The organism is Methylobacterium sp. FW102-HT35C08 (assembly GCF_058790235.1).
Map to the genome: position 1 here is coordinate 522,213 of NZ_JBYTCL010000002.1, position 14,043 is coordinate 536,255.

At 69.5% G+C, this 14,043-nt stretch carries 13 protein-coding genes; 12 read left to right on the forward strand and 1 reads right to left on the reverse strand.

All coding sequences use genetic code 11. The features are described 5' to 3' along the window. The first annotated feature begins 33 nt into the window (after positions 1 to 33). The 6 genes from ftsA (at position 34) to AC3WSN_RS02600 (ending at position 7,809) form a co-directional block, all read left to right on the forward strand. The gene (ftsA, locus tag AC3WSN_RS02575) at positions 34 to 1,356 is read left to right on the forward strand and encodes a cell division protein FtsA (protein WP_192708528.1); all 1,323 of its coding nucleotides are present in this window, start codon (positions 34 to 36) and stop codon (positions 1,354 to 1,356) included. A 94-nt stretch (positions 1,357 to 1,450) separates the two neighbouring features. Continuing rightward, positions 1,451 to 3,187: a cell division protein FtsZ gene (gene ftsZ / locus AC3WSN_RS02580; RefSeq protein WP_492536125.1), complete on the forward strand. Its 1,737-nt coding sequence runs from the start codon at positions 1,451 to 1,453 to the stop codon at positions 3,185 to 3,187. A 440-nt stretch (positions 3,188 to 3,627) separates the two neighbouring features. Next, positions 3,628 to 4,575: a UDP-3-O-acyl-N-acetylglucosamine deacetylase gene (gene lpxC, locus AC3WSN_RS02585; RefSeq protein ID WP_492536127.1), complete on the forward strand. Its 948-nt coding sequence runs from the start codon at positions 3,628 to 3,630 to the stop codon at positions 4,573 to 4,575. A gap of 191 nt (positions 4,576 to 4,766) precedes the next feature. After that, positions 4,767 to 5,648: an outer membrane protein assembly factor BamD gene (locus AC3WSN_RS02590; RefSeq protein ID WP_192708531.1), complete on the forward strand. Its 882-nt coding sequence runs from the start codon at positions 4,767 to 4,769 to the stop codon at positions 5,646 to 5,648. Between the two features lie 171 nt (positions 5,649 to 5,819). Further along, positions 5,820 to 7,493: a DNA repair protein RecN gene (recN, locus tag AC3WSN_RS02595; protein WP_492536129.1), complete on the forward strand. Its 1,674-nt coding sequence runs from the start codon at positions 5,820 to 5,822 to the stop codon at positions 7,491 to 7,493. 115 nt (positions 7,494 to 7,608) lie between these two features. Further along, positions 7,609 to 7,809: a hypothetical protein gene (locus AC3WSN_RS02600; protein WP_192708533.1), complete on the forward strand. Its 201-nt coding sequence runs from the start codon at positions 7,609 to 7,611 to the stop codon at positions 7,807 to 7,809. Positions 7,810 to 7,922: 113 nt separating this feature from the next. On the opposite strand, the gene AC3WSN_RS02605 is transcribed toward AC3WSN_RS02600, so the two are convergent. After that, complete coding sequence (locus AC3WSN_RS02605) at positions 7,923 to 8,168, reverse strand: hypothetical protein (protein ID WP_192708534.1); 246 nt, start codon at positions 8,166 to 8,168, stop codon at positions 7,923 to 7,925. A gap of 233 nt (positions 8,169 to 8,401) precedes the next feature. On the opposite strand from AC3WSN_RS02605, the gene pstS reads away from it, so the two are divergent. The 6 genes from pstS (at position 8,402) to phoB (ending at position 13,960) form a co-directional block, all read left to right on the forward strand. Then, positions 8,402 to 9,442, forward strand: coding sequence for a phosphate ABC transporter substrate-binding protein PstS (pstS, locus tag AC3WSN_RS02610; RefSeq protein WP_192708535.1), 1,041 nt, complete (start codon positions 8,402 to 8,404; stop codon positions 9,440 to 9,442). A gap of 85 nt (positions 9,443 to 9,527) precedes the next feature. Further along, a complete protein-coding gene (gene pstC, locus AC3WSN_RS02615; RefSeq protein WP_192708536.1) occupies positions 9,528 to 10,505 on the forward strand; it encodes a phosphate ABC transporter permease subunit PstC in 978 nt (325 codons plus the stop codon). Positions 10,506 to 10,517: 12 nt separating this feature from the next. Further along, on the forward strand, positions 10,518 to 11,408 hold the full coding sequence (pstA, locus tag AC3WSN_RS02620; protein WP_492536133.1) for a phosphate ABC transporter permease PstA: 891 nt from the start codon (positions 10,518 to 10,520) through the stop codon (positions 11,406 to 11,408). Between the two features lie 22 nt (positions 11,409 to 11,430). Beyond that, entirely contained in the window at positions 11,431 to 12,246 is an 816-nt protein-coding gene (gene pstB, locus AC3WSN_RS02625; RefSeq protein WP_192708538.1) for a phosphate ABC transporter ATP-binding protein PstB, read from the forward strand. A 110-nt stretch (positions 12,247 to 12,356) separates the two neighbouring features. After that, positions 12,357 to 13,076 carry a phosphate signaling complex protein PhoU gene (phoU, locus tag AC3WSN_RS02630; RefSeq protein ID WP_192708539.1) on the forward strand — a complete coding sequence of 240 codons (720 nt, stop codon included), beginning with the start codon at positions 12,357 to 12,359 and terminating at the stop codon, positions 13,074 to 13,076. 188 nt (positions 13,077 to 13,264) lie between these two features. After that, positions 13,265 to 13,960, forward strand: a complete 696-nt coding sequence (gene phoB, locus AC3WSN_RS02635; protein WP_192708787.1) for a phosphate regulon transcriptional regulator PhoB — start codon at positions 13,265 to 13,267, stop codon at positions 13,958 to 13,960. The last annotated feature ends 83 nt before the right edge of the window (positions 13,961 to 14,043 follow it).

Sequence of the window (14,043 nt, forward strand, 5' to 3'; positions counted from 1 at the left end):
CGCCCGTCCCGCATCCCGCGTCCGGTAGCGTCAATGCACAGCCAACACGGCCTCACGCCGCGCTTGAAGCCGCTCTCCGCCCGGCGTTCGACCACCCTCTCGGTGCTCGACATCGGCACGAGCAAGGTGGTCTGCCTCATCGCCGAGCTGCAGCCCGCCGAGGCGCTCACGACGCTCCGCGGCCGCACGCACCTCGCGCGCATCATCGGCATCGGCCACCAGCGCTCCCTCGGTCTGAAGGGCGGCGCCATCGTCGACCTCGCCGCCGCCGAGGGCGCGATCCGTCAGGCGGTCCACGCCGCCGAGCGGATGGCCAAGGTCGAGGTCCAGTCGGTCATCGTCAACATGTCGGGGGGCCGGCTCGCCTCGCAGCATTTCCAGGCGCGGGTGAACGTCCGCTCCGGCACCGTCACGGGCAGCGACGTCGAGCGGGTGCTCGAGACCGCGAGCGCCCACGGCGTCAGCCCCGGTCGGGCCGTGCTCCACGCCTTGCCGACCGGCTACGCGCTGGACGGGCAGGGCGCCGTGATCGACCCGTCGGGCATGATCGGCGAGGCGCTCAGCGTCGACCTGCACGTGGTGACCAGCGAGCTCGCCGCGGCCCGCAACGTCATGCTGGCGGTGGAGCACTGCCATCTCGGGGTCGAGGCGGTGATCGCCACGCCCTACGCGGCCGGCCTCTCGGCCCTGGTCGACGACGAGGCCGAGATGGGCGTCTGCGTCGTCGATATGGGCGGCGGCACCACCAGCGTCGGCGTGTTCTCGGGCGGTCACCTCGTCCACGTGGACGCCCTGGCGGTCGGCGGCCACCACGTCACCATGGACATCGCCCGCGGCCTCTCCACCCGCATGGCGGCGGCCGAGCGGCTGAAGACCCTCTACGGCTCGGCTCTCTCCACCCCCTCCGACGACCGCGACATGATCGCCGTGCACGGCGTCGGCGAGGACGAGGGCGAGGCACCGGCCCACATCCCGCGCTCACAGCTCGTGCGGATCATCAAGCCGCGTGTCGAGGAGGTGATCGAGCTGGTGCGCGACCGTCTGCGGGAGGCGGGCTTCGCCGCCCAGGCCGGGCGGCGCGTGGTCCTCACCGGCGGCGCCAGCCAGCTCGTCGGTCTGCCGGAGGTCGCCCGCCGCGTCCTCCAGGGTCAGGTGCGGATCGGACGGCCCCTCGGCATCCGGGGCCTGCCGGAAGCCGCCAAGGGCCCGGCCTTCTCGGCGGCGGTCGGCCTGCTCGTCTACCCGCAGGTGGCCCATGCCGAGCATTTCGAGCCGCGGGGGCACGGCGCCTTCGCGGCGACCGGCACCGACAGCTACATCCGCCGAGTCAGCCGCTGGCTCTCGGACAGCTTCTGAAATTCCACATCCGCCCCTGCGGGCGGGTGTGTCGACGAGGATCCGGCGCTTTCAGCGTCGCACGGACAGCACAGTTAGCGAGAGGCTCGACACCATGGCCATCACACTCCAGGCGCCGGACATCCGGGAACTCAAGCCCCGTATCACCGTCTTCGGCGTGGGCGGCGCCGGCGGCAACGCCGTCAACAACATGATCGAGTCGGGCCTGCTCGGCTGCGAGTTCGTCGTCGCCAACACCGACGCGCAGGCGCTCACCTCCTCGAAGGCCGAGCGGGTGATCCAGATGGGCCTGGGCGTCACGCAGGGCCTCGGCGCCGGCTCGCACCCGGAGGTCGGCTCGGCCGCCGCCGACGAGGTGATCGACGAGATCCGCGACCAGCTCTCGGGCGCCCACATGTGCTTCATCACCGCCGGCATGGGCGGCGGCACCGGCACCGGCGCGGCCCCGGTCATCGCCCGCGCGGCCCGCGACATGGGCATCCTGACGGTCGGCGTCGTGACCAAGCCGTTCCAGTTCGAGGGCATGCGCCGCATGCGCACCGCCGAATTCGGCATCCAGGAGCTGCAGGCGGCGGTCGATACGCTGATCGTGATCCCGAACCAGAACCTGTTCCGGGTCGCCAACGAGAAGACCACCTTCGCCGACGCCTTCGCGATGGCCGACCAGGTGCTCTACTCGGGCGTCGCCTGCATCACCGACCTGATGGTGAAGGAAGGCCTCATCAACCTCGACTTCGCCGACGTGCGGGCGATCATGCGCGGCATGGGCAAGGCCATGATGGGCACCGGCGAGGCGTCCGGCGAGAAGCGCGCGAACCGCGCCGCCGAGGCCGCCATCGCAAACCCGCTCCTCGACGACGTCTCGATGAAGGGCGCCCGCGGCCTGCTGATCTCGATCACCGGCGGCTCCGACCTGACCCTGTACGAGCTCGACGAGGCCGCCACCCGCATCCGCGAGGAGGTCGATCAGGACGCCAACATCATCCTGGGCGCCACCTTCGACGAGAGCCTCGACGGAATCATCCGCGTGTCGGTGGTCGCCACCGGCATCGAGCCGCTGCTGATCTCGGCGAACTCGCCGAACAACCCGGCGATCGCCGAGACCGAGCAGCGCATCGCCGAGGTCGCCGAGCGCCTGCGCGCCGAGGCTCGCGCCCGCGCCGCCTCGCCGGTGCCGAGCATCCGCACCGAGGCGGCCGCCCCGGCGCCGGCTCCCGCTCCGGTCCACGCGCCGCAGCCGGCCCCCGAGATGCGCGCCGAGCCGCGGATCGAGGCGCCCGCTCCGGTGACCCGCGACGACGTCGTGCTCGCCCCGGTCCAGCCCCGGGCCGCGGCGCCCTTCGTCCCGGCTCCGGCGCCCCAGCAATCTGAGCCCGTGGCGCAGCTCCCGGCCGGTCCGTTCGTCCCGCCGCGCCCGGCCGCTCCGGCCGGCACGCCGCTCGCCCGGGCCCCGCGCATGCCGCAGATCCACGAGCTGCCGCCGATCGCGCAGAACCAGATCATGGCGAACCGCGCCGCCGAGGAGGCCGCCCCGGAATCCAAGCGGACCTCGCTCCTCCGTCGCCTCGCGACGGTCGGTTTCGGCGGCCGCCGCGACGAGATGGAGGTTGCCGCCCCGGCAGCCCGGCCCGCCGCTCCGGCCGCGCCGCAGCCTCAGATGGCACAGCCCCCCATCCCGCAGGCCCCGCGCGCTCCGGCCGCTCCCGCGGTCCCGCAATACCGCCCGGCCCAGGGCAATCTCGATGGCCAGGGCCGGATGGCGCCGCAGCCGCGGATGATGGACGACGACCAGCTCGAGATCCCCGCCTTCCTGCGTCGTCAGGCGAACTGAGCGCCGGCGAACCCGGACGCGAATCGAGGGAGCCGGCGGGAAACCGCCGGCTCTTCGCGCTGCAGCAAGACAACCAACGGTTGCTTTTTGACCTGCGTGCGGGTGCAGCCGGGCTCGCCTGGATCCTGTGATCCCTGGGGGCGTGGTGCATCCGCGCCACAGAACGGTCGCTGGTTAGCCACGCATTAACCAACCTTTAAGCCTTTGGGGGATCAGCAGTTTGCGACGGCGTCGCCGCAAGCGTGTCTGTAACACAGCGTAAGAATCCGTGATTTGGCTGCCCTGTGCGGTGCAGCTATAGAACCTCAAGACCGACGACACACGCATCGGGACACAACCTGGTAGCGTGGGCAGGGGCATCAAGCAGCGGACGGATCAGTCAGTTTTCTTGTCATCTTCAGTCGAGATGGCGGGACCTGATCGCGCCCGGGGGCTAAGGAATGCGAACGCATAAACAGACGACCCTCAAGGGGCCGGCAACGCTCTCGGGCATCGGGGTCCATTCCGGGAACCCGGCCGAGATCACGATCCGGCCCGCTCCCGCCAATCACGGCATCGCCTTCCTCCGCACCGGCACCACCCATGGCAATGACCGCCTGATCAAGGCGCATCACGCCCTCGTCTCGGCCACCGAACTCTGCACCGTTCTGGGTGACATCGAGACCGGTGCCGTCGCCACCGTCGAGCACCTGATGTCCGCCCTCTACGGGCTGGGCGTGGACAACGCCCTGGTGGAGATCGACGGCCCCGAGATGCCGATCCTCGACGGATCCGCGCTCCCCTTCGTCCAGGCGATCGATCAGGTCGGGATCGCGACCTGCGACACGCCGCGGCGCTGGCTCAAGATCCTCCGCCACGTCCGCATCGAGACCGGGACGTCCTTCGCGGAGCTGCGGCCCATCGATCGCGGCTTCCGCCTCGACGTCGAGATCGATTTCGAGAGCCCGGTGATCGGCCGCTCCCGCAAGGCCATGGACCTGTCGCCGGCCTCCTACCGCCGCGAGATCGCCGGCGCCCGCACCTTCGGGATGATGCGGGATGTGGAGCGCTACTGGAAGGCGGGCTTCGCCCTCGGCGCCTCGCTGGAGAACACCGTCGCGGTCGGCGAGAGCGCAGTGGTCAATCCCGAGGGCCTGCGTTTCCCGGACGAGTTCGTCCGCCACAAGATCCTCGACGCCATCGGCGACCTCGCGCTGGCCGGCCTGCCGATCCAGGGCGCCTACCGCTCCTATTGCGGCGGTCACCGGATTAATGTCGGCGTGCTCTCCGCCCTCTTCGCCGACCGGTCCAACTACGCGATCGTCGAGGCGCAGGGCTCGCGGCGCGAGACCGTCCTCTCCGAGCTCGGCGCCGGCCTCGGGATCGCCGCCTTCGCGGCAGACCTCTGAACGGCAACTTGTGTCCTGCGGGACACAGCCGTCAACCGATCCTGGCCGCCCGCAGCCTTGCCGTTTTCGTGCCCGAATCAAACGTCACGGTTTAACGGTCCGTGAACGGCGGGCGCGGCCCGGACGGGCCGGATCCACCCACGCGATGGCATGACGGCGCGAGACGGCGCCGGTTCGGGAAAGAGCGCCAGATGCCTGTCACCATTCGTCATCGCCGGGCGGCGGCCTTCGTGGCGCCGCTCGTGGCCATCCTCGGCCTGGGCCTCGGCGGCTGCGACTTCGACCCGACCCAAATCTTCGCCGAGAAATACAAGCCCGAGGTCGTGCCGGACGTCCCGGCCGACAAGCTCTACAGCGACGGCTTGGCCAAGCTCGAGGACAGCGACTACGAGGGCGCCGTCAAGAAGTTCGATAGCCTCGACAAGCAGTACCAGTATTCCGACTGGTCCCGGAAGGCGCTGCTGATGACGGCATACGCCAACTACGAGGGCCAGAAGTACGACGACGCGATCAGCGCCTCGAAGCGCTACCTGCAGCGGCACCCGGCCAGCAAGGATGCTGCCTACGCGCAGTACCTGATGGCGATGTCGAACTATAAGCAGATTCCGGACGTGACCCGCGACCAGGAACGCTCCGAGAAGGCGCTCGCATCTCTGCAGGAGCTGGTCCAGAAGTATCCGACCTCGGAATACGCCGCGGATGCGAAGGCCAAGATCCAGATCACCCGCGACCAGCTCGCTGGCAAGGAGATGGAAGTCGGGCGCTTCTACCTGGAGCGGCGTAACTTCCCGGCCGCGATCAACCGCTTCCGCGACGTCGTCGCCAAGTACCAGACCACGCGCCACGCCGAGGAGGCTCTGGAGCGCCTGACCGAGGCCTACTGGGCGCTCGGCATCACTCAGGAGGCGCAGAACGCCGCCGCGGTGCTCGGGCACAACTTCCCGGAGAGTTCCTGGTACAAGGACGCGCACGCGCTGCTCGCTCAGGGCGGCGTCGAGCCCCGCGAGGAGAAGTCCTCGTTCCTCTCCAAGATCTACCGCACGGTCACGGGCAAGACCGCCTCGGCCGAGTAAGGCGGCCGGGTCCGGTCGGGCCCGACCCGCGAAGACTCAGGGCCCGGAGCCGCCGCTCCGGGCCTTTCCGTTGTCGCATCCAAGACGTCCGGTGCGACGCATTTTTCGGGTGAATCCGCGCCGCGGCGGCCTTATGTCTGCGGTCCCGTCCTGAGGAATCCCCGTCGCCGCATGCTGGCGCAGCTCGCGATCCGCGACATCGTCCTGATTGATAGGCTCGAACTGAATTTCCGATCGGGGCTCAGCGTCCTGACCGGGGAGACAGGCGCGGGCAAATCGATCCTGCTCGACGCCTTCGCCCTGGCGCTCGGCGGCCGCGGCGACGGCCGCCTCGTCCGCCACGGCGAGGCGCAGGGCGTCGTCACCGCGGTGTTCGACCTGCCCGTCGACCATCCGGCGCGCCGGATCGCCGCCGAGGCCGAGATCGACACCGAGGGCGACCTGATCCTGCGCCGGACCCAGATGGCCGACGGGCGGACCCGCGCCTTCGTCAACGATCAGCCGGTGGGCGTCCAGGTGCTGCGGGCGATCGGGGCCGCGCTCGTGGAGATCCACGGCCAGCACGACGACCGGGCGCTGGCCGATCCTGCCTCGCACCGGGCGATCCTCGATGCCTTCGGCGGTCTCCAGGCCCACCTCGCCAAAGTGGGGAACGCGTCGCGCGCGGTCCGGACAGCGCGGACCGCGCTGTCCGAGCATCGCGCCCGCGTGGAGGCGGCCCGCAAGGAGTCCGACTTCCTGCGCCACGCCGTCGAGGAGCTGGCCGCGCTCGCTCCGCTGCCGGGTGAGGAGGCACAGCTGGCGGAGCGCCGCAGCATCATGCAGCAGTCGGAGAAGGTCGCCCGCGAGCTCAACGAGGCGCTCGACGCCGTGGGCGGCCCCCATTCCGGCGTGCCCCATCTCTCGGCCGCCCTGCGCAAGCTGGAGCGCCGCGCGGCGCAGTTGCCGGCCCTCGTCGATCCCTGCGTGAACGCCCTCGACGCCGCGATGGTCGCCCTCGACGAAGCCCGCGCGGTTCTGGACGCGGCCGTGTCCGAGACCGAGTTCGATCCCCGCGACCTGGAGCGGGTGGAGGAGCGGCTGTTCGCCCTGAGGGCGGCCTCCCGCAAGTACGATGTCGCGGCCGATGATCTCGCCGCGCTGGCGGAGCGCTACGCCGGGGATGTCGCGGCGATCGATGCCGGCGAGGCGGCGTTGGCCGGGCTCGAGCAGGCGCTCGCGAAGGCGGAAACCGACTACGCCGAGGCGGCCGAGAAACTCAGCGCCGGGCGCCGCCGGGCGGCCAAGCAGCTCGACGCCGCCGTGAAGGCCGAGCTGCCGCCGCTGAAGCTGGAGCGGGCCCGGTTCATCACCGAGATCGCCACCGATCCGGATTCGCGCGATCCGGCCGGCACCGATCGCGTGGAGTTCTGGGCGCAGACCAATCCCGGCACCAAGCCCGGCCCGATGATGAAGGTCGCCTCGGGCGGCGAGTTGTCGCGCTTCATGCTGGCCCTCAAGGTGGTGCTGGCCGACAAGGGGTCGGCGCCGACCCTGATCTTCGACGAGATCGATACCGGTGTCGGCGGCGCCGTGGCCGATGCGATCGGCCTGCGCCTCGCTCGGCTCGCAGTCACCGTGCAGGTCGTCGCCGTGACCCACGCGCCTCAGGTGGCGGCGCGCGCCGAGACGCATTTCCTGATCGCCAAGGCGCCCGTGAAGGGGGCCAGCCGTGTCGCGACCAGGGTCTCGAGCCTGCCCGTCGACGAGCGGCGCGAGGAGATCGCCCGGATGCTGGCGGGTGCCACGGTGACGGACGAGGCCCGGGCGGCGGCGGCCCGGCTTCTTCAGGGCGCCGACGCGTAAACGCGCATCAACCTTAACCGTTGGTTGTAATTAGGCGTTTGTTAACCATTGCAAGCGAGAGTGCCATCGTCCTGGCGCCGCGGATGGTTTTGGCGGCGGGACGCGGGAGGGAGCGATGAAGCCGTCCATGGTCGCGTCCGATGGGCACCTGCGCGCAGGCCAGACGCTCAAGCAGTCGATCGACACGCGGCAGCTCGGGCTCACGCTCCGGACGGTCTACGAGGGCAGTGTCGATACCCAGCCGATCACCGACACCCATGTCGAGCTGCTCCTGCGCCTGCGCCAGAAGGAGCGCGAACTCCGCCGGGCGAGCTAAGCGTCCGATCCGGACTGACTCAGGCCGGCGACTTTGAGTTCATCTTGAACCGCGCAAGCGTTCGATGAACCTGCACTCGCGTCGTCGGAAAGCGCGGCGTCTTGCGAAGCCGACTACCAGCGGCGCGAACCCGGCCTCCGGCGATACTCGGCAGCCCGAATTAAGGTCAGCACCCGATCGAGGTTGACCAGCAGATCCGATTCCTCGACCCGCGCCTGTGCGGCCGTCCCAGGATCGGTGCTGAATTTCTGGCGCGCCTGCGCCAGCGTCAGGGCGCGCTCCAAGGCTTCCCGCTCGGCATGCAGCGCAAGCCAGGCTGGATCGGCTTCCGTCGCTGCCTCGACCTCCTCGCCGCCCACGATCCGACATCCTTCCGAGACGATTGCCGGTATTGAACGCACGAGGTCGATGAACCGTGCCGCCCGACTTGCGGCTGCGGTGTCATCCCGGTGTCATCTCCCTGTCGTAACCGCCCAGCCATCGGGCGGCCGGCGCTGGGTCTCTTCGGAAGATCGGCCGCAGAGCTCTGCCGCGGGCATGGGCTTGCCGGCGGAGCGGCGCAGGCTCTTGCCCGACGGCAACGGAGAATCCCTTGAGACCCTTCGCTTACGCGCTCGCCGTCGGCCTCGCGACGGTTCAGCTGGCGTCCGCGGCGCTCGCCGCCGACATCACCGGAGCCGGGGCCACGTTCCCCTTCCCGGTCTACTCGAAGTGGGCCGAAGCCTATCGCAAGGAGACCGGCTCGGGCCTCAACTATCAGTCGATCGGCTCCGGCGGCGGCATCAAGCAGATCCAGGCCAAGACCGTCGATTTCGGCGCCACGGACGCGCCGCTGAAGGCCGAGCAGCTCGCCAAGGACGGCCTCGTCCAGTTCCCGACCGTGATGGGCGGCGTCGTGCCGGTGGTGAACATCCCCGGGATTGAGCCGGGCAAGCTCAAGCTCACCGGCGACATCCTGGCCGACATCTACGCCGGCAAGATCGCCAAATGGTCGGATCCGCGGATCGCGAAGCTCAATGACGGGCTGAAGCTCCCCGATTCCAACATCACGCCGGTCTACCGCTCGGATGCGTCCGGCACGACCAACATCTTCACCACCTACCTCTCCCAGTCGTCCGACACCTGGAAGAAGGAATACGGCGCGGCCACCACGATCTCCTGGCCGGTGGGTCAGGGCGGCAAGGGCAACGAGGGTGTGACCGCCACCGTGAAGCAGGTCCCGAACGCGATCGGCTACGTCGAGTCGGCCTATGCCAAGCAGAACAAGCTCTCCTACGCCCTGCTGCAGAACAAGGCCGGCAAGTACCCGCAGCCGGACGACAAGGCGTTCCAGGCCGCGGCCGCGAGCGCCGACTGGAAAGCCGCCCCGGGCTTCGGCATCTCGCTGACCAACCAGCCGGGCGATGACGCGTGGCCGATCACGGCGGCGACCTTCATCCTGATCCACAAGGATGCGGCCGATCCGGCCAAGGCCGCCGACGTGCTCAAGTTCTTCGACTGGGCCTACAAGAACGGCGACAAGCTCGCCACCGATCTCGACTATGTGCCGCTGCCGGACAACGTCGTCGAGCTCATCCACCAGGAGTGGAAAGACGTGAAGGGCAAGGACGGTAAGCCTGTCTTCAACATGTGAGCGTGGCCGGGAGGAGGTGACAACCTCCTCCCTCGCTTCCGGGAACGCACCGCGCTACCACGCCACCCTTCGCAGAGAACCGCGGATGCCCGCTTTGACAGAATCGATCGCCCTTGGCCGAACGCGTGCTGCGACCGCGCGGAAGGCGCCGAGCCGCAGCCTCGACACCCTGTTCCGGACCTGCTCGTACGGCGCCGCGCTGCTGGTGCTCCTCGTCCTCGCCGGGATCCTCGGCTCGATCCTGTACGGCGGCTGGCCCGCCTTCCGCGAGTTCGGCTTCGGATTCCTGACCTCGAGCGCCTGGAACGTCGGGACCGAGCAGTATGGTGCCCTGGTCGCGGTGCTCGGGACCGTCGCCTCCGCCTTCCTGGCACTGCTGATCGGCGTACCCGTCTCCCTCGGGATCGCGGTCTACCTGACGCAGCTCTGCCCGGGCTGGGCGCGCAAGCCGGTCGCCATGACGATCGAGCTGCTCGCCGCCGTGCCGAGCATCATCTACGGCATGTGGGGCCTGTTCGTGTTCGCGCCGCTCTTCGCGCGCTTCGTGCAAATCCCGGTCTCGAACCTCGTCGAAGGCATGCCGATCATCGGCACGTTGTTCTACGCTCGCGTGCCGTCCGGCGTCGGCGTGCTCACCGCCGGCATCATCCTGGCGATCATGATCGTCCCGTTCATCGCCTCGATCGCCCGCGACATGCTCGACCAGATCCCGACCGTGCTGCGCGAGAGCGCCTACGGGATCGGCTGCACCACCTGGGAGGTCGTGCGCCACGTGCTGGTGCCGCAGGCCGCGGTCTCGATCATCGGCGCGATCATGCTCGGGCTCGGCCGGGCCCTCGGCGAGACGATGGCGGTGACCTTCGTGGTCGGCAACGCCAACCGCCTCTCGGCCTCGATCTTCGACCCGAGTTCCACCATCGCGTCGCGCATCGCCAACGAGTTCAACGAGGCGGACGGCCTCCAGCTGAACGCGCTGATGGCCCTGGGCTGCATCCTGTTCGTGATCACCTTCGTGGTGCTCATCATCGCCCGGCTGCTGACGCGCCGCGTCCAGTCCGCCTGAGGAGCCCGCGCGATGGACGCTTCCAACACGATCACCACGACCACCGGGCGCCGTTCCGGTCGTGTCCGCCGCGGCCGCCGCGTCGCCGACCGGGCCCTGCGGATCGCCTGTACCGGCGCGACCCTGGTGGGCGCCCTGGTCCTGGGCTCGATCCTGGTGATGCTGATCGTCCAGGGCGTGCGTGGCTTCACGCCGACCCTGTTCACCAACCCGACCCCGGGTCCGGGTTCAGAGGGCGGCGGCATCGCCAACGCGATCCTCGGCAGCCTCGTCCTGACCGGGATCGGCATCCTGATCGCGACGCCGATCGGCGTCATGGCGGGGACCTACCTCGCCGAGTACGGGCGCGGCTCGAAGCTCGCGGCGCTGATCCGGTTCCTCAATGACATCCTGCTCTCGGCGCCGTCGATCCTGATCGGGCTGTTCGTCTACACGCTGATGGTGCGGCCGATGGGGACCTACTCGGGCTGGGCCGGCGGCGTGGCGCTCGCGATCATCGCCGTGCCGGTGATCGTGCGCACCACCGAGGACATGCTGCGCCTCGTCCCCGGCACCCTGCGGGAGGCCGGCGCGGCCCTCGGGGCGCCGCCCTCGACGGTGATCACCAGCGTGACCTGGCGCGCGGCCTCGGCCGGCATCGTCACCGGCATCATCCTGGCGCTGGCGCGCATCGCCGGCGAGACCGCGCCGCTGCTGTTCACGGCGCTCAACAACAATTCCTGGTTCTCCGCCAACCTGATGGGCGGCGTCGCGAACCTGCCGGTGATGATCTACCAGTTCGCTCTGTCGCCCTATCCGAACTGGCAGGGGCTCGCCTGGGCGGGCGCGCTTCTGATCACCGCGACCATCCTGGTGCTGTCGATCATCGCGCGCCTCGTGATCAAGCCGCAGACTTCGCGCTGAGACCCCTTTCGAGGACACGACGATGAACGCCGCCTCCGCGATCCCCACGGTCGAGCTGAACCGCAACCGCGCCGACGAGGGCGGACCCGTGCGGATCGCCGTGAAGGACCTGAACTTCTACTACGGCAGCTTCCACGGCCTGAAGGACGTCAACCTCGACTTCCATGACCGGCAGGTCACGGCGCTGATCGGCCCCTCCGGCTGCGGCAAGTCCACCCTGCTGCGCTGCTTCAACCGGATCTACAGCCTCTATCCGGAGCAGCGCGCCGAGGGCGAGATCCTGCTCGACGGCGAGAACATCCTCAGCCCCTCCGTCGACCTGAACGAGCTGCGCTCGCGCATCGGCATGGTGTTCCAGAAGCCGACGCCGTTCCCGATGTCGATCTACGACAACGTGGCCTTCGGCCTGCGCCTCTACGAGAAGCTGCCGAAATCCGAGCTCGACGGCCGGATCGAGGAATCTCTGCGCAAGGCCGCCCTCTGGGACGAGGTGAAGGATAAGCTCCGTCAGGCGGGGACCGGCCTGTCGGGCGGCCAGCAGCAGCGCCTGTGCATCGCCCGGACGGTGGCGCAGAAGCCGGAGGTGATCCTGTTCGACGAGCCGACCTCGGCCCTCGACCCGATCTCCACGGGCCGCATCGAGGAGCTGATCGAGCAGCTGCGCGACGAGTTCACCATCGTGATCGTCACCCACAACATGCAGCAGGCGGCGCGCATCTCGCAGTTCACCGCCTTCATGTATCTGGGACAGCTCGTCGAGTTCGGTCCGACCAACCGGATGTTCATGAACCCGACGGAACGCCGCACGCAGGACTACATCACCGGCCGGTTCGGCTAGTCTGCCGGGCCGCTCCGGTCCCGGGACCGCCGCATCGCGTCTCCAGCGCGCCGGCGGATCCCGCAAGCCTCCCGGAGGGCCGTCCCCGGGACCCCATCGAAGGATCCGCCATGCCCGGCCATATCGTCACCTCCTACGACACCGACCTGGAGAACCTGCGTCGCTCGATCTCGGAGATGGGCGGCGTGGCCGAGAAGATGACCGCTGAGGCGACCGACGCCCTCGTGCGCCGGGACGACACGCTCGCCCAGGCGGTGATCCTCGCCGACAAGCGCCTCGACGCGCTGCAGCGGGACATCGAAGAGCGCGCGGTCCTGCTGATCGCCCGGCGCCAGCCCCTGGCCATCGACCTGCGCGAGACCATCTCGGCGATCCGCGTCTCCGGCGATCTCGAGCGGATCGGCGATCTCGCGAAGAACGTCGCCAAGCGGGTGGTGGCGATCTCCGACCAGGCGCCGGCCCAGAAGATCGTGCTCGGCGTCCGCCACATGAGCGACCTCGCCGAGGGTCAGCTCAAGGACGTGCTCGACGCCTATGCGAGCCGCGACGTCCAGGCGGCCCACGATGTCTGGGAGCGCGACGGCGAGATCGACGCCCTGTACAATTCCCTGTTCCGCGAACTCCTGACCTACATGATGGAGGATCCGCGCAACATCTCGTTCTGCACGCATCTGCTGTTCTGCGCCAAGAACGTCGAGCGGATCGGCGACCACACCACCAACATCGCCGAGACGATCCACTACCTCGCCACCGGCGAGACGCTGGCGGGCGACCGGCCGAAAAACGACGCGTCGAACTACGCGACCGTGGACGGGGTGCAGGCTCCGTAGGCGGGCCGGCCTGATTTCACGCGCCGGCCTGCGCTCTCTCCTGTGGGGCGCGGTCGGAGAATCGGAGGGTGCGGGTTGAGGCTGAGCGGCGCCTCCCGCACCCTCCGCCTGCACGTCCGCTCCGATGCGCGTCGGGGTGTCGGCAGGCTGTGTGGCGCCGCCTCGGGAACGGGTCTTCGAACGTGAGCATGCAAGTCCTGATCGTCGAGGACGAGGAGGCGCTGACCACGCTGCTGCGCTACAACCTTGAGGCCGAGGGCTTCCTCGTCGACGCGGCGGCCCGCGGCGACGATGCGGAGCTGCTCCTGGCCGAGCGGATTCCCGATCTCGTCCTGCTCGACTGGATGCTGCCCGGCCTCTCGGGGATCGAGCTCTGCCGCCGGATCCGGGCGCGCCGGGAGACCGAGCGGCTGCCGGTGATCATGCTCACCGCCCGCGGCGAGGAGGGCGACCGGATTCGCGGTCTCGGCACAGGCGCCGACGACTACATCGTCAAGCCGTTCTCCGTGCCGGAGCTGCTGGCCCGGATCCGCGCGCTGCTGCGCCGGGCCAAGCCTGCCCACAGCTCGGACCGGCTGGCCGCCGGCGATCTCGAACTCGACCGCACCGGCCACCGCGTCCGCCGCGGCGGCGAGGAGCTGCATCTCGGCCCGACCGAGTTCCGGCTGCTGGAATTCCTGATGCTGGCCCCGGGCCGGGTCTTCTCCCGCGAGCAGCTCCTCGACGGGGTCTGGGGCCACGACGTCTACATCGACGAGCGCACGGTGGACGTGCATGTCGGGCGCCTGCGCAAGGCGCTGAACGGCCCGCGCCAGGCCGATCCGATCCGCACGGTCCGCGGCTCGGGCTACGCCTTCGACGAGACCTTCTCGCTGGAGGCGTGAGGCGGCCGCACGGGCTGTCCGAAAGGAACTTCGGTCCGGCGCGCCGTCGTCACGCGTTCAGCGACGTGTCCCGGGGCGGCGCG